21 protein-coding genes are annotated in these 26796 nt (G+C 39.9%); all 21 read left to right on the top strand.

From position 1 onward, the window contains the following. Positions 1-48 precede the first annotated feature (48 nt). Positions 49-1905, top strand: coding sequence for an MFS transporter (locus ACVC7Q_RS07160; protein ID WP_447265373.1), 1857 nt, complete (start codon positions 49-51; stop codon positions 1903-1905). Positions 1906-2027: 122 nt separating this feature from the next. Further along, entirely contained in the window at positions 2028-4238 is a 2211-nt protein-coding gene (gene nrdD, locus ACVC7Q_RS07155) for an anaerobic ribonucleoside-triphosphate reductase (protein WP_447265440.1), read from the top strand. A gap of 11 nt (positions 4239-4249) precedes the next feature. Next, positions 4250-4390 (top strand): hypothetical protein, encoded by a 141-nt coding sequence (locus tag ACVC7Q_RS07150; RefSeq protein WP_141754472.1) that lies wholly within the window; start codon positions 4250-4252, stop codon positions 4388-4390. A gap of 37 nt (positions 4391-4427) precedes the next feature. Beyond that, positions 4428-4928 (top strand): GNAT family N-acetyltransferase, encoded by a 501-nt coding sequence (locus ACVC7Q_RS07145; RefSeq protein WP_447265372.1) that lies wholly within the window; start codon positions 4428-4430, stop codon positions 4926-4928. Positions 4929-4932: 4 nt separating this feature from the next. Beyond that, entirely contained in the window at positions 4933-5538 is a 606-nt protein-coding gene (gene nrdG / locus ACVC7Q_RS07140; protein ID WP_134974283.1) for an anaerobic ribonucleoside-triphosphate reductase activating protein, read from the top strand. Positions 5539-5724: 186 nt separating this feature from the next. Beyond that, positions 5725-7194, top strand: a complete 1470-nt coding sequence (gene cpsA / locus ACVC7Q_RS07135; RefSeq protein ID WP_447265371.1) for an LCP family glycopolymer transferase CpsA — start codon at positions 5725-5727, stop codon at positions 7192-7194. Beyond that, a complete protein-coding gene (gene cps4B / locus ACVC7Q_RS07130; RefSeq protein ID WP_447265370.1) occupies positions 7191-7922 on the top strand; it encodes a capsular polysaccharide biosynthesis protein Cps4B in 732 nt (243 codons plus the stop codon). The genes cpsA and cps4B overlap by 4 nt, the downstream gene beginning before the upstream one ends. Before the next feature lie 44 nt (positions 7923-7966). Further along, positions 7967-8662 (top strand): Wzz/FepE/Etk N-terminal domain-containing protein, encoded by a 696-nt coding sequence (locus tag ACVC7Q_RS07125; RefSeq protein ID WP_045760015.1) that lies wholly within the window; start codon positions 7967-7969, stop codon positions 8660-8662. Positions 8663-8674: 12 nt separating this feature from the next. Further along, positions 8675-9367, top strand: a complete 693-nt coding sequence (locus tag ACVC7Q_RS07120; RefSeq protein ID WP_049484065.1) for a tyrosine-protein kinase — start codon at positions 8675-8677, stop codon at positions 9365-9367. Between the two features lie 19 nt (positions 9368-9386). Beyond that, a complete protein-coding gene (locus ACVC7Q_RS07115) occupies positions 9387-10763 on the top strand; it encodes a sugar transferase (RefSeq protein ID WP_447265369.1) in 1377 nt (458 codons plus the stop codon). A 38-nt stretch (positions 10764-10801) separates the two neighbouring features. Next, positions 10802-11974: a beta 1-4 rhamnosyltransferase Cps2T gene (gene cps2T, locus ACVC7Q_RS07110; protein ID WP_447265368.1), complete on the top strand. Its 1173-nt coding sequence runs from the start codon at positions 10802-10804 to the stop codon at positions 11972-11974. A gap of 2 nt (positions 11975-11976) precedes the next feature. After that, a complete protein-coding gene (locus ACVC7Q_RS07105) occupies positions 11977-13125 on the top strand; it encodes a glycosyltransferase family 4 protein (RefSeq protein WP_447265367.1) in 1149 nt (382 codons plus the stop codon). 133 nt (positions 13126-13258) lie between these two features. Continuing rightward, positions 13259-14257 (top strand): glycosyltransferase, encoded by a 999-nt coding sequence (locus ACVC7Q_RS07100; protein ID WP_447265366.1) that lies wholly within the window; start codon positions 13259-13261, stop codon positions 14255-14257. A 171-nt stretch (positions 14258-14428) separates the two neighbouring features. After that, positions 14429-15418: a stealth family protein gene (locus ACVC7Q_RS07095; protein ID WP_447265365.1), complete on the top strand. Its 990-nt coding sequence runs from the start codon at positions 14429-14431 to the stop codon at positions 15416-15418. A 29-nt stretch (positions 15419-15447) separates the two neighbouring features. After that, complete coding sequence (locus ACVC7Q_RS07090; RefSeq protein ID WP_447265364.1) at positions 15448-16560, top strand: glycosyltransferase; 1113 nt, start codon at positions 15448-15450, stop codon at positions 16558-16560. A 15-nt stretch (positions 16561-16575) separates the two neighbouring features. Further along, positions 16576-17505, top strand: a complete 930-nt coding sequence (locus ACVC7Q_RS07085; protein ID WP_447265363.1) for a glycosyltransferase family 2 protein — start codon at positions 16576-16578, stop codon at positions 17503-17505. Continuing rightward, the gene (locus ACVC7Q_RS07080; RefSeq protein WP_447265362.1) at positions 17502-18743 is read left to right on the top strand and encodes a hypothetical protein; all 1242 of its coding nucleotides are present in this window, start codon (positions 17502-17504) and stop codon (positions 18741-18743) included. Before ACVC7Q_RS07085 ends, ACVC7Q_RS07080 begins: the two co-directional genes overlap by 4 nt. Further along, the gene (locus ACVC7Q_RS07075; RefSeq protein WP_447265361.1) at positions 18736-20190 is read left to right on the top strand and encodes a flippase; all 1455 of its coding nucleotides are present in this window, start codon (positions 18736-18738) and stop codon (positions 20188-20190) included. Before ACVC7Q_RS07080 ends, ACVC7Q_RS07075 begins: the two co-directional genes overlap by 8 nt. Before the next feature lies 1 nt (position 20191). Continuing rightward, the gene (locus tag ACVC7Q_RS07070; protein ID WP_447265360.1) at positions 20192-21298 is read left to right on the top strand and encodes a glycosyltransferase family 4 protein; all 1107 of its coding nucleotides are present in this window, start codon (positions 20192-20194) and stop codon (positions 21296-21298) included. 219 nt (positions 21299-21517) lie between these two features. Next, the gene (locus ACVC7Q_RS07065; protein WP_447265359.1) at positions 21518-25339 is read left to right on the top strand and encodes a GBS Bsp-like repeat-containing protein; all 3822 of its coding nucleotides are present in this window, start codon (positions 21518-21520) and stop codon (positions 25337-25339) included. A gap of 144 nt (positions 25340-25483) precedes the next feature. After that, a partial coding sequence (locus ACVC7Q_RS07060) for a GBS Bsp-like repeat-containing protein (protein ID WP_447265358.1) occupies positions 25484-26796 on the top strand: 1313 nt, incomplete at its 3' end.

Genomic DNA, 26796 nt, shown 5'->3' with positions numbered 1-26796 from the left:
TTTTTTCTAAAAGGAAAAGCAGAGGAATAGTGAAGAAAAGGAAAAAGAATGAGCGAAAAAGAGCAAGAAATGACTTCGAAAAAATTAGGGCTTCACGTAGGGGATAGTTTCCAGGATACACGTGAAATTCGCGAAGTGCTAGACAAGTCGGTCTTTCGCGAAGAAGAGCCTATGCATAGTCAGCAGACAGAAGTCTTAGAGGAGCCAGTCGCGTTGGATACATCTGAGTCAATTAGTGATGTGGAGCCAGCAGTGGAAGCAGAGCTAGAACCAGTAACAGAGCCTAAGCAAGAACCGGAACAGGAACCGGAGCAACCGCTCAGTCGGATGAGTCGCCGTTCTCGTAAATCGGGAGTTGAAGCGGCGAAAGCGGAGGTGCCTAGCGTAGAAGAGAACATGAAAGAGCTAGAAGCGGATGTAGCAGTTGAGCCGATCCGCCGTCAACCCAAGCGTCCAGTGCCTCTAACGATTCCTTTTGTGTTGAGTCTTTTGATTAGTTTACTGCATGTCGGCGTGCCATTTTTAACCCGTTTTGCAACCGATCAGCAATCTCAAAACTTGTATGCTGGTTGGGCTATGACCAAAGGTCAAGTTCCGTTTGGTGATTTTTACGGAACCAATGGTCTCCTCTATTATGCGATCAACTGGTTGGGAAGTTTAGCGGGTGGACATTGGATCTTGATGATCCTCCAAGCGATTGCCCTCTTCTTTGCGGGTACTTATCTCTATCGTGTTGTGCGCCTGTTGGTGTTTGATAAAGATACAGCGAAGAATGTCCAGTTACTCTTTTATTTCTTGGTGCTAGGCCTTGGTTTTGGAGGGACTTATGTGACCTTCTTTAGCCTTCCAATCCTATTTGCCAGCATGAATTTCATTTTGGCTTATCTGATTGGGCATCGTAAGGACGAAGGCTTTATCCTTTACGGTGCGATTGCGGCCGTGGCTTTCTTGATTGATCCGATGACCAGTGCCCTGTTTTATTTATTGGCCTTCCTTGGTTTAACAGCCTTTAATATCAAGCAGAAGAGATGGGCGCGTGGTTTTTATCAACTGTTGGCAGCTCTCCTTGGTTTTTCACTCGTCTTTTATCCAATTGGCTATATCACCGTTTTGAATCAGACTTTTGGTTATGCCATTAACCAAGTGACCTATGTCTTTAATGCCTTGAATTTCACCAATGGACAGACCTTCAGTAACGTCATTTATTACGGACTGTTGGCGCTCGCCTTTGGTCTGGTCTCTGCCTTCTTGATGTCCTTTACCAAGCAAAGTAGCAGTGCTCGCCGAATCTTCCGCTTTATAGGATGGGCAGGTAGCTTGGTAGTCCTTATCGTGTCGATTGGTCTTCCGGAACAAGGGGCTTACCAATTGTTACCGATGTTGCCATTTGTTCTTCCCTTGTTTGCGATCTGGTTCTCACGAGGGGGCGAAGCGAACGATGAGATCGAGCGTCGTGGCCGTAAGAAGAAAAACAAGGAAGTTTGGGCTGCTTACTTTACGAGCCAAGTTTTCTTACCACTAGTAGCCCTTATCTATCTGTTGGCGAATCCAGTGGTTCAAGATCTGGTGCTTCAGTCTGGTCAATCCAGTGAACGGAGCGCTATTGCTAGCTACATTCATAACCATAGCAAGGCCAAAGATACCATCTATGCTTGGGATACGACAGCTATTCTCTATCAAGAAAGCGATCGTTTGGCAGCTTCTGCCTTATTGACCCCGACTTCTTATCTGGGGATTAATGAAAACCGGACAAATGTAACCCAACAAATCGATCGGTCTGAACCCAAGTATATTGTGGTCAATAATCAGGTAGAATTGACCTCCAAAATGAAGGACTTGCTCAAAGAAAATTATCGTCTCGTTGAGAAGAAATACCGTCATTTCAAACTCTATCAACGCTCTTAAGAAAATCAATATCTTGTGTTTTAAAAAGTTTTTTATAAAATTTTCCACAAGATATTGATTTTTATTTTTGGAGTGGTATAATACAACTTGTATGTAAATAAATGAAGAGAGGCATGTTTGGTATGATCACCTTGAGAGAAGAAAAACTGAGAATAGCCCCGGATATTTTTGTTGAAAAACGAGATGGCCGTCGTGTTCCATTCGATGTTGAAAAAATTTATAAAGCCTTGTTGAAGGCGACAGAAGAAGTGACTTCTCTCACTCCCGTGATGGAAGCCAAACTAGAAGCCATTGTCGATCGTGTGATCGCAGAGATTTTGGAACGTTTTCCAAATGGCGTGAAGATCTATGAGATTCAAAATGTCGTCGAGCATGAATTGCTTCAAGCTAATGAATATGCGATTGCAGAGAGCTACATTACTTATCGCACCCAGCGGGATTTTGAGCGCTCAAAAGCGACGGATATCAACTTTACGATTGGCAAACTCCTCAATAAGGACCAAGCCGTCGTCAATGAAAACGCCAATAAGGACAGTGATGTCTTTAACACGCAACGGGACTTGACGGCAGGGATCGTTGGTAAGTCTATTGGTCTTAAAATGTTGCCCAAACACGTAGCCAATGCCCACCAAAAAGGGGACATCCACTACCATGATTTGGACTATAGCCCTTATACACCGATGACCAACTGCTGTTTGATCGATTTTGAAGGCATGCTCAGAAATGGCTTTAAGATCGGGAATGCAGAAGTAGAAAGTCCTAAGTCTATCCAAACTGCAACGGCACAAATCTCGCAGATTATTGCCAATGTGGCCTCTAGTCAGTATGGGGGTTGCTCAGCTGACCGGATCGACGAGGTCTTAGCTCCTTATGCAGAAAAGAATTATGAGAAGCACTTGAAAGATGCTGAGGAGTGGGTTCTTCCTGAAAAACGTGAGGACTATGCTTGGCAAAAAACGAAAAAAGATATCTATGATGCCATGCAGTCTTTGGAGTACGAGATCAATACCCTCTTTACCTCAAATGGGCAAACGCCCTTTACTTCGCTGGGCTTTGGTCTTGGAACCAATCGCTTCGAACGGGAAATCCAAAAGGCGATTCTGGGAATTCGGATTAAGGGTCTTGGATCGGAACATCGGACAGCCATCTTTCCAAAATTAATCTTTACCCTCAAGCGGGGACTCAACCTAGAGCCTGGAACGCCTAACTATGATATCAAGCAATTGGCCTTGGAATGTGCTACGAAACGCATGTATCCAGATGTCCTCTCTTATGACAAGATTGTCGAATTGACAGGCTCCTTCAAGGTGCCCATGGGATGTCGCTCTTTCCTTCAAGGTTGGAAGGACGAGAATGGTGTGGAAGTCAATTCTGGCCGGATGAATCTTGGAGTCGTGACGGTCAATTTACCTCGAATTGCCTTGGAATCTGGCGGAGATAAGGAGAAATTCTGGCAAATCTTTAATGAACGGATGAACATCGCTGAGGATGCCTTGGTTTACCGGGTGGAACGCACCAAAGAAGCAACGCCAGCTAATGCACCGATTCTTTACCAATATGGCGCTTTCGGGAAACGCTTGGGCAAATATGACCAGGTAGATCAGCTCTTCCGTCATCGCAGAGCAACCGTTTCTCTTGGCTATATCGGACTCTATGAAGTTGCTACCGTCTTTTATGGTCCAAATTGGGAACACAATCCAGAAGCCAAACAATTCACGATCGATATCATCAAGGATATGAAAGCGCGAGTGGAAGAATGGTCTGACCAGTATGATTATCACTTCTCTATTTATTCGACACCGTCAGAAAGCTTGACAGACCGCTTCTGTCGCCTGGATACGGAGAAATTTGGTAAGGTTCCGGATATCACAGACAAGGAATACTACACCAATAGTTTCCACTACGATGTTCGAAAGAACCCAACGCCATTTGAGAAGTTGGATTTTGAAAAAGTTTATCCTGAAGCTGGGGCTTCTGGTGGCTTTATCCACTATTGTGAATACCCTGTGCTCCAACAAAATCCAAAAGCCCTGGAAGCGGTTTGGGATTATGCCTATGACCGGGTCGGTTATCTCGGGACTAATACGCCGATTGACCGTTGTTACAAGTGTGATTTTGAAGGAGATTTCACGCCGACTGAGCGCGGATTTGCTTGTCCAAACTGTGGCAATAGCGATCCGAAAACGGTCGATGTGGTCAAACGGACCTGTGGTTATCTAGGAAACCCTCAAGCTCGTCCCATGGTCAATGGCCGTCACAAGGAAATCGCTGCGCGTGTCAAACACATGAATGGATCCACCATCAAATCATCTGGACACCAAGTGACAGATTAGAAAAGGACATTATGGGAAAATACCAATTAGATGATAAGGGCAAGGCTCAGGTGCAACGATTCCACGAGAAGCATTCAACAGGTGGAGTCAATAAAAAAGACCGAGTAGCAAGCTTGAGAGAACAATTTTTAAATAAAAATAAGAAAAAGTGAGAGTCCGCTCTCGCTTTTCTCTTAGTTGGAGGTAAAGATGATACTACGCAGGCCAACATTGGCAGATAAAGAAACAGTTTTAGAGATGATGGCAGAGTTTGAAGAGACCCAATCGGCTCATGACGGTGGCTTTTGGGATGCTGAGAACTTTGATTATGAGGAGTGGTTGGAAACTAACCATAATAAAGAAATGGGAATAGGATTGCCAGAAAATCGTGTTCCTTCTATTCAATTTGTATCATTTGATGATGTAGGTCGTGCTCTAGGATTTTTGAATCTGCGATTGAGACTGAATGAGGGATTGCTGAATCATGCTGGCCACATTGGCTACTCCATCCGTCCTTCCGAAAGAGGAAAGGGCTACGCCAAGGAAGCCCTCCGTCAAGGTCTGCAAGTTGCTATGGAAAAGAATATCAAACGAGCGCTTGTGACTTGTAGCACGGAAAATCCCGCCAGCCGAGCTGTTATCTTAGCTAATGGCGGTCAATTTGAGGATGTTCGAAATGGAACGGAGCGGTATTGGATAGAGGTGGACTAGAAGGATGACATGGAATACACCAAAACCAGGAGAGTGGAAGAGTGAGGAACTGAGTCAAGGACGCATCATCGACTACAAGGCCTTTAACTTTGTCGATGGCGAAGGAGTGCGCAACTCCCTTTATGTGGCTGGCTGTATGTTTCACTGTGAGGGTTGTTACAATGTAGCGACCTGGTCCTTTAATGCAGGAATTCCCTATACCAAAGAGTTAGAAGAGCAGATCATGGAAGATCTTGCCCAACCCTATGTCCAAGGTTTAACCTTGCTAGGAGGAGAGCCATTTCTTAATACAGGTATTCTTTTACCCCTTGTAAAACGTATTCGGAAAGAATTGCCGGGAAAAGACATCTGGTCTTGGACGGGCTACACTTGGGAAGAAATGATGTTAGAAACGCCTGATAAACTGGAGCTCTTGTCGCTGATTGATATCCTGGTCGATGGACGGTATGATAAAAGCAAGCGCAACCTCATGTTGCAGTTCCGTGGGTCTTCCAACCAGCGGATTATTGATGTTCAAAAATCATTGAAAGAAGGAAAGGTTGTCATCTGGGACAAGCTCAATGATGGCAAGGAAAGTTTTGAGCAAGTCAAGCGGGATGATCTTTTGTAGGATCTTCAAAAACCGGGTGTTTCACCCGGTTTTTTGGATTCTCTGCATAAGTATACAAGGGATTTTGCTTATTTTAGAAAGCGCTTACTTTCCGAATGTCCATAATGGACAAAAAAGTGATAATTAATGCATTTTTTGCTAAAAATATGTTACAATAAATATAATTAGGACTAATTGGAGGTATTTATGTCACAAAGGAGACGGAGTCGTCGTTCAGAGCATAAGTGGGGGCAATTGCGAATCGTTAATTCCGTATTGCTTATTTTTTTGCTTATGACCGCGAGTTGGGCGACCTATACCATGTTGGCCAATAACATCTTGGCTTTTCGCTATGTTAATGTTCTCGTGATGGTACTACTAGCTGTTCTCTTGCTCTTATCAGCTTGGTTTGTGATCAAAAATCAGGCCAAAAAGACAACTTTGGTCCTGCTTCTTGTCGGCTTATTGGCTAGTTCAGGAGTTTTGTTTGCTAGTCAACAGCTGCTAAATCTGACGAGCAATGTCAATGGCCATTCTAACTATACAGAGTTTGAGATGGCTGTCTATGTCAAGAAAGACAGTGACATCAAAGACATCAAAAAAATCAAGGAAGTGGTGGCACCAAAGGGCAACAATAATGAAGCCAATCTCACGGCCCTCTTGGACAATATCAAAAAGACCAAGGGTCAGGAAATTTCTGTAGTGGATGCACCGACTTATCTAGATGCCTATAAGAGCCTGCAAGAAGGGAATGCTTCTGCTATGGTGCTCAACAGTACCTTTGAAGATACGATTGCTGCAGAAGATGCTGACTACGCGAAGAAGTTGAAGAAAATCTATTCCTACAAGATTCGAAAAGAAGTGGCAGCGACGAGCAAGGTGTCTGCCAATGCGGATGTCTTTAACATCTATGTCAGCGGGATCGATACCTATGGCCCAGTAACCTCGGTTTCTCGTTCAGATGTCAATATCATCATGACCGTCAATCGGAAGACTAAGCAAGTCCTATTGACAACGACACCACGGGATGCCTATGTACCAATCGCAGATGGTGGCAATAACCAAAATGATAAGTTGACCCATGCGGGGATCTACGGTGTGGATGCTTCCATTCATACCCTTGAGAATCTCTATGATATCAAGCTCAACTACTATGTTCGTCTGAATTTCACGTCCTTCCTCAAGTTGATTGACCTTCTAGGGGGAATCGATGTGGAAAATGACCAAGAATTCACGAGCCTGCACGGGAAGTTCCATTTCCCAGTTGGTAAGGTCCATTTGAATTCAGAGCAAGCACTCGGTTTTGTTCGAGAACGCTACTCTCTTCAAGGCGGCGACAATGACCGTGGGAAAAACCAAGAAAAAGTCATTGCGGCCATTATCAAAAAGTTGACCTCAACTAAGGTCTTAAGCAACTACAACGAGATTATCGGAAACCTCCAAGATTCTGTCCAAACCAATATGCAGTTGCCAACTATGATGAACTTGATCAATACCCAGTTAGAATCGGGTGGTTCTTATGAGGTGACTTCCCAAGCGATCACCGGTCAAGGACGAAATGACTTGCCGTCTTATGCCATGCCTGGATCCAACCTCTATGTCATGGAGTTGGATCAAGCGAGCTTGACCAAGGCTAAGGAAACCATTCAAAAAGTAATGGAAGGAAAAGAAAAATGATTGATATCCATTCGCACATCGTCTTTGATGTGGATGATGGACCAAAGACAAGAGAAGATACGCGTGCCTTATTGGAAGAAAGCTATCGCCAAGGGGTGCGGACCATTATCTCCACTTCTCATCGTCGCAAGGGGATGTTTGAAACTTCCGAAGAAAAGATTTCTGAAAATTTTCAAGAGGTGAAGAAAATTGCGGCAGAGGTCGCGCCAGATTTAACGATTCATTACGGGGCAGAGATCTACTTTACGAATGATGTCTTGAAAAAACTGGATGAAAAGATCATTCCACGTTTAGCTGAGACACGCTTTGCGCTGATTGAATTCAGCATGGGAACACCTTACAAGGAGATTCATACCGCCTTGGACCGTTTGCTCCATCTAGGCGTCACACCGGTGGTGGCCCATATCGAGCGCTACAAGTGCTTGGAGAAAAATGAGGAGCGTGTGCAAGAGATGATTGACATGGGCTGCTACATGCAGATCAATAGTTCCAGCGTTCTCAAGCCTCGCCTCTTTGGGGATGAGCAAAAACAACTGAAAAAACGAGCTCGGTACTTTTTAGAAAAAGACTTGGTCCACTTTGTTGCCAGCGATATGCACAATGTGGATAAACGACCGCCTTATATGGCGGAAGCCTATCGCTTGATCAAGGAAGAATACGGAGAACGACGAGCACAAGCTCTCTTTGTCAGCAATCAAGAACTCTTGTTAGCGGATGAATTAATCTAACCAGGAAACAGGTGGAGAGATCCACATGAAGGAGTAATTAGGAAATGAACAATCAAGAAAATCAAGCAGTGGAAATTGATGTTTTCGCTATGCTGAAGACCCTATGGAAACGCAAGTTTTCGATCGTTTTGGTCGCTCTTGTCTTTGCCATCGCAGCATTTGGCTACAGTGCCTTTTTAGCCAAGAAAGAATACCAAAGTACTAGCCGGATCTACGTGGTCAGTCGTCAAAACCAAGACAACAATGCCTTGACAAACTCTGATTTGCAGGCGGGTTCTTACTTGGTTAAGGACTACCGTGAGATCATTCTTTCTCAAAATGTCTTGAGCCAAGCCATCGAAGAATTGAAACTCGATATGACACCTGGTGAGTTGTCGAAAAAGATCAGTGTATCCGTTCCGACAGATACTCGTATCCTTTCGATCACGGCTAAGGACGGAGATCCAAAAGAAGCGGCCCGCATTGCCAATGGCCTTCGAAATGTAGCAGCTGAAAAGATCATTTCTGTGACCAAGGTGTCAGATGTTACGACCTTGGATGAAGCAGAAGTGCCTCAATCACCTTCTTCACCAAATATCCGACGCAATGTCCTTCTTGGCTTTATTGCAGGAGCTGGTTTGATGGTGGTTCTCATGGTCGTAGTAGAAGTCTTGGACGATCGTGTCAAGAGACCAGAAGATATCGAAGAGTTGATGGGCTTAACCTTGCTTGGTATTGTGCCAGATATTAAGAAACTGTAGACTGGGGATCGCATGAATACGTTAGAAATTTCAAAAAATAAATTACAAGAAATTCGGAAGGCAGAAGAGTACTTCAATGCCCTAGCGACGAATATCCAATTGAGTGGGGTGGACTTGAAAGTCATCGCCATCTCATCTGTTCAAGAAAATGAAGGGAAATCAACCACTTCAACCAACTTGGCCGTTGCCTTTGCGCGTGCGGGTTACAAGACCCTCTTGGTCGACTGTGACATCCGGAACTCTGTCATGACAGGGGTTTTCCGTAGCAGGGATAAGATTCAAGGGTTGACCGACTTCTTATCTGGTCGTAGCCAATTGGACCAAATCTTGTATGCGACTGATTTTCCAAACTTGGATATCATCGAGTCTGGTCAGGTAGCTCCTAACCCAACAGGTCTCTTGCAAAGCAAGAACTTCACCGTGATGATGGATGCCCTGCGTGAGCATTTTGACTATATCATTGTCGACACTCCTCCAATTGGGGTCGTGATTGATGCGGCCATTATTGCTCAACGCTGTGATGGAACTGTCTTGATCACAGAATCTGGGGCCAATGGACGCAAGGCTGTCCAAAAAGCTAAGGACCAATTAGAACAAACAGGCACCCCTTTCTTGGGAGTAGTGCTCAATAAATTTAACATTAAAGCTGCTGAGTATGGTTCGTATGGAGGATACGGAGCCTACGGAGAGTATGGGAAAAAGTAAAGAATAGGATTGAGGGAAAATGGGAGAAGAAAGAATCGAACTGGAAAAACTAAATATTGTTCTCTTTCAAAGTTTAGCTGTCCTATTTTCGGCTTACATTGTGAGTCTTTTTAAGGATGCAGAATACACGTCACAGACGATCGCCATTCTCTATCTCTTACATTTTGTATCCTTTTACATTAGCAATATTGCCTATCGTTTTTATAGCAGGGGTTACCTGGATGAGCTCTTTCAGGTCTTGAAATACAGTGTGTTTTTCGCTGTTGGGATCACCTTTACCTCTTTTATGCTCGATGGGGTCTTTTCCATCTCTCGTCGGGGGATGATCTACTTCTTTCTTTTGAATACGTTTTCTGTCTATGTCATGGATATCTTGCTCAAGAGATACCGAAAGTCTGTTTCACCACGGCGGAAAAGCTCGAGAAAGATTTTCCTGATCACAGCGACCAGTCGGATGGAAAAAGTGTTTGATATTCTGCATTCGCCCAGCCTTTATCATGGAGAACTAATCGGTGTCACTGTCATGGACGATACTGATTTTGCTCATTCAGGTGTACGGGTGGTGCAGCCAGATCAAATGATAAACTTTGTGACCAAGGAAGTGGTGGATGAAGTGTTTATCAATCTGCCAAGTGAGGACTACAATATTAGTGACTTCGTCTCGGAGTTTGAGAGTATGGGGATCGATGTATCGGTTAATCTCAATGCCTTTAACTTCGCGTCCTTAGGTAATAAACGGGTTCGAGAAGTCGGGGGACTAAGTGTCGTCACTTTCTCAACCAATTTCTACAAACCGAGCCACGTATTTGCCAAACGTCTCTTGGACATTGCAGGAGCCCTCTTTGGTCTCTTGATTTGTGGCCTAGTGAGTATCGTCTTAGTCCCTCTGATTCGTAAGGATGGCGGACCTGCCTTCTTTGTACAAAAACGGGTCGGAAAGAACGGACGGTATTTCAACTTCTATAAATTCCGCTCCATGCGGGTGGATGCCGAAGAGATTAAAAAAGATCTCATGGCACAAAATACCATGACAGGTGGCATGTTCAAGATGGAAAATGATCCGCGGGTAACGCCAATCGGACGCTTTATCCGTAAGACCAGTCTCGATGAATTGCCACAATTTTACAATGTTTTGATCGGAGACATGAGTCTGGTCGGGACTCGTCCTCCAACGGTTGATGAATACCAAGAGTATACGCCAGCCCAAAAACGCCGACTCAGCTTCAAACCAGGCATTACAGGCCTTTGGCAAGTGAGCGGACGCAGTGAGATTACAGACTTTGACGAAGTGGTCAAACTGGACGTTGCGTACATGGATGATTGGACGATCTGGAGAGACATTCAGATCCTGCTCAAGACCGTGAAGGTTGTACTTAGAAAAGAAGGAGCGAAGTAGGAGACTGCCTACTTCGTCCTTTCCATGTTAGGAGAAAAATGACACAATCAATTTATATCGTTGGTTCCAAAGGTATTCCAGCAAAATATGGTGGTTTTGAGACCTTTGTTGAGAAGTTGACAGAATTCCAACAAGATAAAAATATCCAGTATTATGTAGCTTGTATGCGGGAGAATTCAGCAAAATCAGGAATTACTGCAGATACTTTCGAGCATAATGGAGCAATCTGTTACAATATTGACGTCCCTAATATCGGTCCTGCGCGTGCCATTGCTTATGATATTGCGGCTCTCAATAAGGCTATTGAAATCGCAAAAGAAAATAAGGATCAAGCTCCGATCTTCTATGTCTTGGCTTGCCGGATTGGTCCTTTTATCTCAAAAATTAAAAAGAAAATCAAGGCGATCGGTGGGACCCTTATGGTCAATCCAGATGGTCATGAATGGCTTCGCGCGAAATGGAGTCTCCCAGTCCGTAAGTACTGGAAGTTTTCGGAACAACTCATGGTTAAACATGCCGACCTGTTAATCTGTGATAGCAAGAATATCGAGGCTTATATTCAGAAGGATTACGCTAAGTATCAGCCACAGACGACCTATATTGCCTATGGAACGGATACAAGCAAGTCTATCCTGAGTAAAGAAGACGATAAAGTAGGGACTTGGTTTGCAGACAAGCAAGTCTCCGAAGGAGATTACTATCTTGTTGTGGGACGTTTTGTACCTGAAAATAACTATGAGGCCATGATTCGTGGCTTTATGCAGTCCAATTCCAAAAAAGATTTTGTCCTGATTACTAATGTAGAGCAAAACAAGTTCTATGAACAGTTACGCAAGGATACAGGATTTGATCAAGATCCTCGAGTGAAGTTTGTGGGGACTGTCTATGATCAAGAATTACTTAAATACATTCGTGAGAATGCTTTTGCTTATTTCCATGGTCATGAGGTAGGCGGGACCAATCCATCTCTTCTTGAGGCGCTCGAGTCTACTAAACTCAACCTCTTGTTAGATGTTGGTTTCAACCGAGAAGTCGGTGAAGAGGGGGCTCTTTATTGGAAGAAAGATCAATTGGCACATGTCATTGATCAGGCTGAACAATTGGACGCTCAAGCCATCGCAGACCTCAATGAGAAATCAAGCCGACGGATCGCAGAAGCCTTCACTTGGGAAAAGATTGTCACAGACTACGAGAAAGTATTTAAAGGTTAGAAATGCAGAAAATATTATATCTCCATGCTGGTGCCGAAATGTATGGTGCTGACAAGGTGTTGTTGGAGCTTATTAAGGGTTTGGATAAAGATGCTTTTGAGGCACACGTTATCTTACCCAATGATGGTGTCTTAGTTGGTGCATTGGAAGAGGTCGGTGCTAAGGTTAAAGTCATCGACTATCCAATCTTGCGTCGCAAATATTTTAATCCAAAAGGAATCCTTGAGTACTTTGGTTCTTATAACCGTTACTCCAAACAAATTGCTCAATACGCTAAAGAGAATGGCATTACCCTTATTCACAACAATACGACTGCAGTACTGGAAGGGATTTACCTCAAGCGGAAGTTAAAACTTCCTTTGATTTGGCATGTCCATGAAATTATCGTCAAACCAAAAGCGATTTCTGATTTCATCAACTTTTTGATGGGGCGCTATGCGGATACCATTGTGACCGTTTCAAATGCTGTAGCCAACCACGTCAAGCAGTCTCGTTTTGTAAAAGATGACCAGGTTCAAGTTATCTATAATGGGGTCGACAATGCTGTCTATCATGAAATCGATGCTAGCGCTGTCCGTGATCAATTTGGGATCGCACAGGATGCCTTGGTTATCGGTATGGTTGGTCGAGTGAATGCCTGGAAAGGGCAAGGCGACTTCCTAGAAGCTGTGACGCCAATCTTACAGGCCAATTCAAAAGCAGTAGCCTTTTTAGCAGGGAGTGCATTTGAGGGGGAAGAGTGGCGCGTGGATGAGTTGGAAAAAGCTATTTCAGACTCACCAGCAGCTAGCCAAATCAAGCGAATTGACTATTATAGCAAGACGACAGAACTCTATAATATGTTTGATATCTTTGTCTTGCCAAGTACAAATCCAGATCCACTGCCAACAGTTGTCCTAGAAGCCATGGCTTGTGGCAAACCTGTAGCCGGCTACCGTCATGGTGGTGTCTGTGAGATGGTCAAGGAGGGCGAAAACGGCCTTCTCGCTACACCAAATCAGCCTGTAGAATTGTCTAAGGCCATCCAAGAATTAGCTGATAACACTGAGAAGAGAGAGCAATTTGGCAAGGCCTCTGTTAAACGCCAAAAAGAACTCTTCTCATTACAAAGTTATATTCGTAATTTTTCGGAGTTGTATAAGAAATACTAAATAATCAAATTTGCTGAAAAAAGGATTGTATCAAAACTGTTTAAAGATTTACCATATACTATTGAATGTTGTAAGTCATTTAGATCAGAGAAGAGAAGATTAAGAGTAGAATAAAAATTTAGGTAAAGAATTGATGAAACCACTTTTAACCGTCGTTATTCCAGTTTATAATGTCGAAAAATATTTAAACCGTTGTATTGAGAGTATCCTTCTTCAAGAATGGAAGAATTATGACATTTTACTTGTTGATGACGGAAGTACTGATCGTTCGCCTCAAATTTGTGATGACTATGTGAAAGCGTATGACTTTATATCAGTTATTCATAAGGAGAATGGCGGGCTTTCGGAAGCTCGGAATACGGGTATTTCTCAGGCCAAAGGAGAATATGTTTATTTTCCTGACTCAGATGATTGGCTTGAACCAGATGCCTTTATGGCATTAGCGGAAGTCCTTGAATCCCAGAAGTTTGATATTATTTCTTTTAATCGTGAATTTGTGAAGGGTGAAGAAGATGCTATAGTTTCAGAACCAGAAGTGACTCAAGTGTTTGAAGGTAAAGATGCTTTTGTGCAAATGCTGAAGCATAGTTATATTACTGGTTTTGCTAATGACAAAATCTATCGAAAATCTTTATTTATAGATAATAACATCTTATTTCCTAAAGGAAAATACTATGAGGATCTTGGTACAAATTACAAGCTCTTTCTTTCAGCTAAGAAGGTCTACGCGACAAATCAAAAGTACTATCATTATCTAATTGATAATCCTGATTCTATTACGCAGTCATGGAATGAGAAGAAATTTAGTGATATGTTTGGGTTTTATAAAGAAATGTTTTATTCAGGTTTTATACGTTCGCAATTAAATCAAGCAGAGTTGTATATCTCTCAACTATATTATGTGAATGGATTGATTCATTTGTTAGCTAGTTTGTATAAATCTAAATTAGATAAAAAATATATAGACATTACTGATGAAGTGAAACAAGAATTACTAAAAAACAGTGTTTCTCTTTCTCAAATGAAAGACCAACCAAATAAGTTAAAATATGTGCTGTTCAGACTTAAAGTGTTAAAGTTAGCCTTCAGTATACAAAACGTTTTTCGATGTTATTTTAGGAAATCATTCTGAGATCCATAGATAAAGGTTGGCAAATGAAGTTTGGACTATTTTATTTAATAAAGAAAAGTAACATAATATTATTGGTCATTCTTCTTTTTTGTTGTATCGGAATGATGTACTTTTAACTAAAAATTTTATATAGCTAGACCAGATAAACAATTATTTTATAGGTAATTTAACATGGAAGAAAAAATTGATTTTGTTGTACTTTGGGTTGATGGCAATGATCCTGATTTCATTAGAGAAAAAAATAAATATACGTCTAATAGTTTCCAGATTGATAATGATGGAGATAATCTGCACCGTTATAGAGATTATGGGACATTCAATTATTGGTTTCGGATGGTAGAGAAGCATGCGCCGTGGGTAAATAATATTTATCTTATTACTAACGGTCAAAGACCGAAATGGTTAAATGTAAATCATCCTAAACTAAAATGGGTTAGGCATAGCGATTTTATGCCTGAGGAATATTTACCAACATTTAATTCTGCTGCAATTGAGTTGAATTTACACCGCATTGAAGGTTTATCAGAGAACTTTGTTTTTTTTAATGATGACATGTATTTGATTCAAGATGTTAAGCCTAATGACTTTTTTGTCAACGGGCAACCAAGGCTATTAGCTGTTTATGAAGCCTTGGTTCCGTGGTCATCTTTTTCAAAAGTTTATTTTAATAATGTAGAAGTTCTATATAGACATTTTCCAAATAAAAAAGCCTTGAAACAATCGCCGTTCAAGTTTTTCAATTTTAAATATGGTCAATTGGTTTTGAAAAATATCTTGTTATTTCCTTGGGGGATAACTGGGTACTATAATCAGCACACACCAGTTCCAATAAAAAAGAGTACACTAATTCATTTATGGAATGTAGAAGAAGACATTTTTGTTCAAACATCTAAACATAAATTTAGAGACTATAATACGGATATAAATCATTATCTATTATGTTACTGGCAAATTGAAAGTAATGATTTTCAACCATCTAGTAAGAATTTTGGAAAATCAATTTCAATTACCGCTGTTAATGAGCTTCCTAAATTATTATCGAAAAAAAAGACAAAATTACTTTGTGTTAATGATGATATGGCAATGACAGAAAATGACTTGGAGAAATTTTCTAAGATATTGTCTAATCGTTATCCTGACAAGTCTCAATTTGAATTGTGATTCAACGTATTAGTTACTGGAGTAAATAGATGAAAACTAAAATTTTACAAATGGGCGCAGACAATTTCGGAGCAGGAGGTAGGTCTGTAATAGCCTATAACTTGACTCGTCCCTTAACAGACGACTTTCAAGTTGACTTTTTGGCTATTGGAAAATTGAAGAATCCTAGTTTTCATCGAGTGATTGAAGAAAACGGGGGACAGGTTCAACATATCAAGGAAGCTTCAAGTAAAATAAAAAGACTAAGAAATATCTACTCTATTTTAAAAAAAGAAAAGTACGATATTGTTCATATTAACGCAGATGATGCTATCGAGGGACTGTTTAATATCATTCTGTCAAAGCTTTCAGGTGCTAAAATAGTGCTTCATGCTCACACTACTTCCTCTACTCGTGGTAATGGTTTTGTTGGCAGATTAAAAATGTTAACGGCAAAAAAGATAGTTAATTTTCTTGTTGATTATAAGTTGGCCTGCTCACTTGAAGCAGCGGATTATTTGTATGGCGATACTGATTTGTCTGATGTGGCGATTATAAAAAATGGTATTATAATCAATGATTTTTTATATAATGAAGAGTTAAGGCAAAACGTGCGAGAAAACCTAAATATTCCAATGGAGGCTATCGTTTTAGGTACTATCGGAAGGTTGTCATATGAAAAAAATCCTGAGTTTATGGTTAGCCTAATACAAACTCTTTTTTCAAAGGCACCTAATTTTTATTTTATATGGATTGGTGACGGTGAGGAACGAGCTAGTATAGAAAAGAAGCTAGATGAAGAAATAAAATCAGGAAGGGTTCTATTACTTGGAAAACAGGAGCAACCGGCACAATATTTACAAGCAATGGATGTTTTTTTGTTACCTTCTCTTTATGAAGGATTTGGAATTGTGAATATTGAAGCACAAACATCTGGATTGCCTTGTGTGGTGAGCTCTGTTGTTCCAGAGTCAGCTTCGGTTAATTCTAACTTTTATAGATTATCATTATCTGATGGTGTTGAAAAGTGGTCGGATTTTATCATCTCTATGAGTTATAAACGTCTTCCATATGGTTCCGCAGAAAAAACAAAAGAAGCTGGATTTGATATAGAGGATAGCGCTAGAAAGTTACGAACAATCTATCAGAAACTGGCGAAGTAATACAAAGGAGATTCTATGTACTCATTAATTATTACTGATTACAAATCAATGAGTGACACAGTAGATTATATAAAAAAGTTTATTGATATATATGTAGGGAATGATGTCCATTATATTATCGTAGATAACAGTGCGGAAGAATTAGGAAAACAATTCTTACAAGATTCTAAAGTTGAATTCCTTTCCTCTACTTTTAATGGGAAAAAAGTCTATTCTTTTGAAATGTCACAAAGGACTATTTATATAATTGATTCCAATGAAAATGGTGGATATTCTAAAGGCAATAATTTAGGTGCCAAATTTGCAATTCAGAACTTTGATACACCATATCTAGTTTTTTCAAACAATGATTTAGAGTTTCCTAATGGCTTACAGTTGGAAGAATGTAAAACTATCATTGAAACGAGTGATAATCCAGTAGGTATAGTTGGTCCTAAAATTCTCACTCCTCAAGGAGATATTCAAAGCCCTCGTAAGCGGATGAATTTTGTAGAAGAGATGATCCTTCAGGATTATAATAGGCAGTGGTTTGATAGTAAGATACATAAATGGATTGATATTGATTACACTGCTCCTGAGGGTGAGACTGGATGGGTTAGTGGTAGCTTTATGTTTGTTTCTAGAAATGCTTTTGAAGCTGTATCAGGATTTGATGAAAATATTTTTCTTTATTGTGAAGAAATGATTTTAAGTGAAAGAATGAGGAATAAGGGATATATGACTTATTTCTATCCTGAATGGACAATTTATCATTATCATAGAGGGGCGCATAATCCTGAATCAGAGAAAATTGGCCGTGTATCAAAAAAATACTATTACAGAGAATATAGAGGAGCATCTAAACTTTCTTTGAAAATATCTGATATGTCCTACTTCTTATGTAAAAAGATATATCGATTGAAAAAAATATTGGATGGAACGTATTTCAAGGAGAAAAAACATTGAAATTTAATAAATATCTTTTTCTATTTTTGCTATTTTTCTTGATTGAATTCAGAGGTTTTTATTTAGTAAGTTGGCCAAATTTACTGGGAGGGGCGGCCAGTAATAAATTAGGAGTTGCATTCTATTCTTTAATATTATTTCTGGCATACTTTATCTATAATAAAGGGAACCTTAAACTAGGTATTTTTGGAAATTATATCCTAATCTTTTTTCTAATTCTGTTTTTTAATTCACTTGTGTCAATGTATTTATTTGACTACTCGATTACGCAAGTATTGTGGGATGTTCTTCCTTATTCAATTTTACTCCTTTATTTTCCTCTCTGCGAGATATTTAAGACAGAAAGTAACTATAAGCTTTTTGTTAAAATCGGTCAAATAACCATTTCAATAGTATCGATATTATTTGTTATGCAAGTATACAGATATCATGGCTTGCAAACATTGTTTTTGAAAATTGAAGAGATTATTCCTATAAGTTATCTTTATAATTTAACAGTACCTTTACGTATTTACAGTGTTTTTGAGGGACTTATTCGGGTATTTGTCATATTGGTGGCATGGAAAATTATTGCAAATCATTTTAAAAAATCATTTTTTGATATAGTTAGTTTATTATTGATGTTGGTTGCTATTTTTTATGTCGATCAATCGAGATACTATTTGGTGACTGTACTAATAGTCATTCTTTCAATGTATTTCATTTACAATAGGAGTAGACTAACTCTTTCTTCATTATTATGGACTCTTATTTTAGGGACGGTGGGTTTATTCATTATTTCAAATAGATTTAGTTCAATATCTGATAGTATTTCGGATAATACTGGATCCTCTTTCGCTCGAACAGGTGCAATAGAATATTATTTTAATAAAATTTTTACTTATCCGTTTGGTTTAGGATTGCACACTCCGGAAAAGGGCACTTCTTTATATTATTTTATAAAAGGGCCTGATGGTTACTTTAATTATGATGATATCGGGATATTTGGAACATTAGGTTCTTTGGGAGTGCCAGGTTTTGTATGGTATATCCTTTTGACTATAAAATTAATTATGACGTGGGTAAAGAAACGTAGTTCCAACGTATTAATAACAGGCCTACTGATTAGTTTTCTGATGAGCCTTCCAATCATGTCATATATTGATAAACCCCGGATTATTGCGTTAACGTTGACACTAGTTATTATCAATAATGAATCTGCAAAATTAAACAGAGATGGAGAGTTAATAGATGACTAAAAAAATGGGAGTGAATGCTGCTTTAAATTTATTTAAAACAGCACTTTCAATTATATTCCCTTTAATCACATATCCCTATATCAGTAGAATATTAGGTGTGGAGAACCTAGGAAAAATTAATTATACAGCTTCTATTGTAGGTTACTTTTCTTTAGTTGCTGCTCTTGGGATTTCTACTTATGCTATTAGGGAAGGAGGTCGTATTAGATCTGATTCTAAGAAATTAAGTCATTTAGGTAATCAAATTTTTACTATAAATATTTTATCGACGATAGTATCCTATCTGTTGTTAGTACTAGTTGTATGCTTATTTATTCCGAATAGAGAATACCAAATTCTGATTTGTATTCAAAGTCTAACAATTGTTTTTACAACACTCGGAGTGGACTGGATAAACGTTCTTTTTGAGGATTTCCTTTATATTACGATTAGAAGTATCATTATACAAATCTTATCTTTGATATTGATGTTTGTTCTTGTTAAAACAGCTAGCGATTTATATTTATATACCTTTATCTCAGTAATTGGTTCAGGGATATCTTGTATTTTAAATTTAATCTATTGTAGAAAGTATTTAAAACTCTCACTTGTTTGGAGACTTGATTTAGTAAAGCATTTTAAGCCAATTATCGTCTTGTTTTCTGGTGGTCTAGTAATTAGTATCTATGCTAATTCTGATATGCTAATATTAGAGTGGTTCAAAGGAGCATATTACGTTGGATTGTATGCTGTTGCAGCCAGAGTGTACACAATATTAAAAAATTTATTAGCTTCAATCTATTCTGTTACAATACCTAGGTTGTCACATTTGTTTGGAGAACAGAAACTTGACGAATTTAAAAAAAGTTATACTCAAATACTTTCAGTGGTAACTCTAATCTTAATTCCAATGAGTGCGGGTCTTATTGTCCTATCTAGGGAGATTATTTTATTTTTAGGTGGAATAAAATTTATTGATGCCACTTTAACATTGCAATTATTAGCAATTAGTTTAATTGGAGCCATATTTGGTGGTATATTAACGTATGGGCTTAATATACCTATCGGACGTGAAGCTGTAAACTTAACAGGAGCTCTATATGGAATTGTTGTAAATATCGGAATTAGTCTTCTTTTAATTCCAGTATTTTATCAGAATGGTGCTGCAGTAGCAACGATTGCATCAGAATTTTTTATTGTTTTATATAACTTTCTGGTTGTAAGAGAAAGCGGGAAGTACATTAATTTTGTACTCTGGAGACAGAACTTAGTTCAAGCTTTACTAGGTTTCTTTTCAATAATAGTCATTGGTTTTGGGTTTAAGTTATTCGTAACTAATTCACTTCTTTTAATTTTTAGCATTACTTTAGTAAGCTTAATCATCTATTTATTAGAGCTCAAACTTTTAAAAAATCCATTGTTAGATCATATTTTAAATATAGCTAAACATAAATTTAGGAGGGGTTAGTTTGAAGATTGTAATTCCAAGAATTATTCATAACAAAGAACAATTGACCTGGGATTGGTCTGGTACAATAACTAATATTAAAAAGTATTTAGGAAAATACGAGATTGTTGAGGAACAGAATATTTTCTATACTTTTAGAATGAATGTGCACAAATTGCTTGTTCGTTTAGGTATTAGAAAATCTGATATGAACATGACGTATATTAAATATGCTGAAAATCAAGTTCATCTCTCTCCAAAGGATATTTGTCTTACATTTGATGAGTTTCCTTTATCTTTTCCTGATAATCCAGTTTATATCTATCAAGACTTGAATCTTCATTATTTGATAGAGAGTTCTCAAAACAATAGTCAATCGTTCAAATATAGTGGTTTTCAAAACGTCTCGGCAGATATTCTAGATAGTCGAATGAGAAAACAGGAAGGATTTTATAATCAAGCCACTGGAATATTTACTATGAGTAAATGGTTTTCAGATTATCTAATAGCTCAACAAGGGCTTCCAGCTGAGAAAGTTCATTATGTGGGAGCGGGAACAAATATGGATAACCTATTATTTGAGAACTCACATAAGGAACGTAATAAATTTTTATTTATTGGCAAAGATTTTTTGCGTAAAGGTGGAGATCTTGTTTATAATGCTTTTGTTTATTTGCAAAATAATCTCATGCCAGAGGCAGAGTTGTACATTATAGGCCCCTCAGATGCTCCTATGGAATTTAACAATCCGAATGTTTATTTTTTAGGGAATCTACCAGCTGGTAATGTGCAATATTATTATAATCTTTGTGATGTATTTGTTTTACCTTCTCGATTTGAAGCATTTGGAATTGTATTTGTTGAAGCTCTTTGCTATGGTTTACCATGTATTGGACGTAATTTAATGGAAATGCCAAATCTAATTCAAAATAATGAAACAGGATTATTAATACCCGCTGAAGAGGAAAATCCACAGGTTCTAGCTGATAAAATGTATAATCTAATAAAAGATGAAAGTTTCTTTAGAAATGTTCAGATGAAACAAGATTATTATAAAGCAGAATATTCGTGGGACACAGTTGCAAAAAGAATGATTTTGATAATGAAACAGGATTTATATCAGATGTAATTCTTTTTCTAATTAAATTTTTAATAACTGCCGATCGTAGTAAATAATTTATTTGTGATATGAATAATAGTTTAATAGCAAAAGAAGTCAGACGGACTTCTTTTTTTAGTTTTTCAAAAAATATCACTAATTTTAAAAATTCGCCGTATAAAACTTTTCATCGCTGAAACCGTGTGGTAAAATGATTAACGTATAAAATTTGTATAAAGGGAAGTTTATATGAAAAAGAAAGATCTTATTTTTTATGCCGGAGCGGCAGTCTTGATGGCTGTATCTGCTCAGGGAGTCAGTGCAGATGAGCTGGTTTCAAATGAGGCCACTACTACTGAAGGCAACCAAGTCCAAGCTGAAAAAGCGCCAGAAGTAACGGTTGCTGATCAGACTGCAGCGCCTGTCGCAAGTAACTATGCTGCACCAGCAAATGTAACCGAACCAGCTGTGGGACCTGTAAGCAAGACCACTGCTTCAGAAAGTGTGACCTCATCTGTAGAGAAGACTACGGAAGCATCGACTACTGAGAAAGATGAAACTCCTCTTCCGTCTGATACAGGAAGGACGACCTTCTTTAACACAGGTGCTCACGCCCCTGCTGGTCGCTCGACGGATGTAGCGGTTCAGCCAAAATCATTCGTTGATGTGAGTAGCCACAACGGAGATATTAGTATTGGCGACTACCGTACCCTAGCTAATAAAGGCGTGGGTGGTGTCGTTGTCAAATTGACAGAAGATACTTGGTACAAGAACCCGAATGCGGAAAACCAAATTCGCAATGCGCAAGCAGCTGGTCTACAAGTATCGACCTACCACTTCTCTCGCTATACTTCTGAAGAAGCAGCGCGTGCAGAAGCACGGTTCTATATCGCAGCGGCGCAACGATTGAATCTTCCAAAGAACACCCTCATGGTCAATGACTTTGAGGATGCCAAGATGCAGCCAAACATTAACCGCACCACCCAAGCTTGGGCTGACGAAATGCGTAAAAATGGCTACACCAACTTGATGTTCTACACCAGTGCCAGCTGGTTGGATGAAAACAACCTCCGCAAGAAAGGTCCTGTCAACACCGCTCAATTTGGCCTTCAGAATTTCTGGGTTGCCCAATACCCTTCTCCAAAACTGTCTGTAAACGATGCGAAAAGCTTGCGTTACAATGGGAAAGCTGGCGCGTGGCAGTTCACTTCTCAAGCGGAATTGCTTCCAGGAAAACACCTCTTTGACCACAGTGTGGACTATACAGGTCGCTTCACAGCGAACGCAAAACCTGCAGCAGACCCGACAGAAGGCAGCTTAAGTGGGAAGATTGACATTGTTAATAACGATACCATGGCGGGACGCTTTGACGTTGTCATCTCAAATGTTAAGGCGCCAAATGGAGTTCGAACCGTTTCTGTACCAATCTGGTCAGAAACAGGTGGTCAAGATGACCTTGTTTGGTATACCGCCAATCGTCAAGCAAATGGGACCTATACCGTCAATGTAAAAGCAGCGGACCATAAAAACTCAACCGGTCTTTACAATGTTCACCTTTACTATGTTCAGAATAATGGACAAATGACGGGTGTGGGTAGAACAACGACAAATGTTTATATTGGGAAACGTCCAGAGGATTTAAAGCCAAGTGGCACTTTAACAATTGAAAATAATAATGTTGAAACAGGCACGTTTGATGCAGTAATTCGCAATGTAGTAGCTCCAAATGGCTTGAAGGAAGTCTTGGTTCCAACTTGGTCCGACAAGAACTGGCAAGATGATCTAGTATGGCACAAAGCAGTCCGTCAAAGTGACGGAAGCTACCGTGCAACCATCAAAGCTTCAGATCATAAAAATGAGAATGGTAAGTACCATGTCCATGTTTATTATGTAGATCAAGCTGACAAACGAAACTACATCACAGAAACCACTACATATATCACGAAGACTACTACAGAAGTGCACGACGTGAAACCAAGTGGTACGTTAACTATTGAGAACAATAATACCGAGACAGGTACCTTTGATGCGGTTGTTCGTAATGTAGTAGCTCCAAACGGATTGAAAGAAGTCTTGATTCCAACTTGGTCAGATAAGAACTGGCAAGATGACCTGGTATGGCATAAAGCAGTTCGTCAAAGCGACGGTAGCTACCGTGCGACCATCAAAGCCTCAGATCATAAAAATGATGATGGTAAGTACCATGTCCATGTCTACTATGTGGATCAAACTAACCAACGAAACTACATTACAGAAGCCACTACATATATCACGAAGACTACTACAGAAGTGCACGACGTGAAACCAAGTGGTACGTTAACTATTGAGAACAATAATACCGAGACAGGTACCTTTGATGCGGTTGTTCGTAATGTAGTATCTCCAAATGGGCTGAAAGAAGTCTTGATTCCAACTTGGTCGGATAAGAACTGGCAAGATGATTTAGTCTGGCATAAAGCAGTTCGTCAAAGTGACGGCAGCTACCGAGCTACCATCAAAGCCTCAGATCATAAAAATGATGATGGTAAGTACAATGTCCATGTTTACTATGTGGACCAAACTGACAAACGACACTACATCACAGAAACTAATACAGAAGTGCACCACGTAAAACCAAGTGGTACGTTGACTATTGAGAACAATAATACCGAGACAGGTACCTTTGATGCGGTTGTTCGTAATGTAGTAGCTCCAAACGGATTGAAAGAAGTCTTGATTCCAACTTGGTCAGATAAGAACTGGCAAGATGATTTAGTCTGGCATAAAGCAGTTCGTCAAAGTGACGGCAGCTACCGAGCTACCATCAAAGCCTCAGATCATAAAAATGATGATGGCAAATACAATGTCCATGTTTACTATGTAGATCAAAATAACAAACGGAGTTATATCACAGAATCTACTACAGAAGTGCGTCAAGCCCGTCGTTCTGGTACTCTCTTAATCCAAAATAACAACAAGGATACAGGGACCTTTGACGTCATTATCAAGGATGTCTACAGCCCTAAAGGCGTACGAACTGTTCAAGTCCCAACTTGGTCTGATAAGGACGGTCAAGATGATATCCGTTGGTATGAAGCGACTCGTCAAGCGAACGGAGATTACAAGGTATCTGTCAAAGCGAGTGACCACAAGAACTCAACTGGAAAATACCATGTTCACCTTTATTACATCCAAAATGATGGTTCTCGGATTGGTGTTGGTACAACAACCACAGATGTGGAAGTTAGAAATGCCATGACCAAAACCCAAGCGTCTATCAAGAATGTCAATGCAACGAACGGGACTTATACAGTAGCTGTAGATCAAGCGCCTCAAGGTCGTCAGATTAAGAACATTCGTGTCGCTGCTTGGTCTAAAGCTCATCAAGAAAATCTTTACTGGTATTCCGCAACCCCAACAGGTATGCACACAGAGATCACAGTCTCTGCCAATAATCACGGTAATGAAGCAGGCAACTACACGACTCACGTCTATGTGGACTACAAAGATGGAGGAGTTGAAGGTTTTAACCTGGGTCAAACGGCCTTGTCTCCACGGAATCAAAAGGTGAATCCACAAACAACCTATTATTCTCAACGAGACCCTCGTTGGGCTGGGAAGTGGTATGGTGTGAGCAATGTCGATCAGTCAGGTTGTGTGCCAACCTCTCTTGCTATGACCTTCACAGATATCCTTGGCAGAACGATTTTGCCAACAACAGTGGCTGATTATCTTTACAACAATACTGATTCATTTAACAAAGGTGAAGCAGGAACGGATGCAGATGGGATTGTATCTGCTACTCGTAACTGGGGCTTGAAGAGTCAATTGGTTAACGGAGCTGGAGGTATTGCAGAAGCCCTCATGGCTGGCAAGCATGTACTTGCTGCGGTAGGCAATAGCCAATTTACTAGCGATCCTTATACCCATGAGTTGGTCTTGCATGGCTATGATAATGGTAGAACCTATGTACGCGATCCATATAATAGCGGCAACAACGGCTGGTACTCCATCAATTATCTTCACTCTATTAAGAGTAAGGATCCGATGGATAACAAGCTCGGAGCACCTTTCTTCTCAATTTTTGCGTAAGCTGATCAGAAGGCCAAATTGGCCTTCTTTTTTCTTTAGATTAAGTATGAAATCTTCTAATGAAGTTGTTTCGTGATCTGACGGTTTGTGCTATAATACTACTATGTGGGTAGAATCCGTATAAAAAAATGCAAGGGAAGATACATGAAAAAGAAAGATCTTATTTTTTATGCTGGGACAGCTGTTTTGTTAGCTTTTTCGACACAACAAGTCAAAGCCGATGAGCAACAGGCGTCCGATCAAACACCAGAAAATACATCAGCTGTCGTTGCAAAAACAATAACTTCATCAGAAGCGCAGAATACTGTGAACGAAGGAGTGGGAGTTGAGAAAGGTGTTCAGACAGAAAATACCGTTCTAACAGAGACAGCACCTATCACACCAACTATTAGTGATACCCCGTCTTCTGAGCAGGTCACTAGCGAGAAGGGTGCAACAGAGCATCCAGCACCAGCTGTGGTAGCTAGTCGCGCTCCATATGGCGCACGCGCACGAGTGGTAGAATCAGAAGATAATAGTTTGCCGGTTGAGAAAGTAGAGAAGCCAAGTGGCACGCTAACAATTGAAAATAATAATGTTGAAACAGGCACGTTTGATGCAGTAATTCGCAATGTAGTAGCTCCAAATGGCTTGAAGGAAGTCTTGGTTCCAACTTGGTCCGACAAGAACTGGCAAGATGATCTAGTATGGCACAAAGCAGTCCGTCAAAGTGACGGCAGCTACCGAGCAACCATCAAAGCCTCAGACCATAAAAATGAGGATGGTAAATACAATGTCCATGTTTATTATGTAGATCAAGCTGACAAACGGAACTACATCACAGAGACTACGACAGAAGTACACCACGTAAAACCAAGTGGTACTTTAACAATTGAAAATAATAATGTTGAAACAGGCACGTTTGATGCAGTAATTCGCAATATAGTAGCTCCAAATGGCTTGAAGGAAGTCTTGATCCCAACCTGGTCAGACAAGAACTGGCAAGATGATCTAGTATGGCACAAAGCAGTCCGTCAAAGTGATGGCAGCTACCGAGCAACCATCAAAGCCTCAGACCATAAAAATGAGGATGGTAAATACAATGTCCATGTTTATTATGTAGATCAAGCTGACAAACGGAACTACATCACAGAGACTACGACAGAAGTACACCACGTAAAACCAAGTGGTACTTTAACAATTGAAAATAATAATGTTGAAACAGGCACGTTTGATGCAGTAATTCGCAATATAGTAGCTCCAAATGGCTTGAAGGAAGTCTTGATCCCAACCTGGTCAGACAAGAACTGGCAAGATGATCTAGTATGGCACAAAGCAGTCCGTCAAAGTGATGGCAGCTACCGAGCAACCATCAAAGCCTCAGACCATAAAAATGAGGATGGTAAATACAATGTCCATGTTTATTATGTAGATCAAGCTGACAAACGGAACTACATCACAGAGACTACGACAGAAGT

The organism is Streptococcus sp. W151, assembly GCF_053010205.1.
The sequence above is the reverse complement of the archived record's forward strand: the minus strand, read 5'-3'. Positions and strand labels throughout refer to the sequence as shown.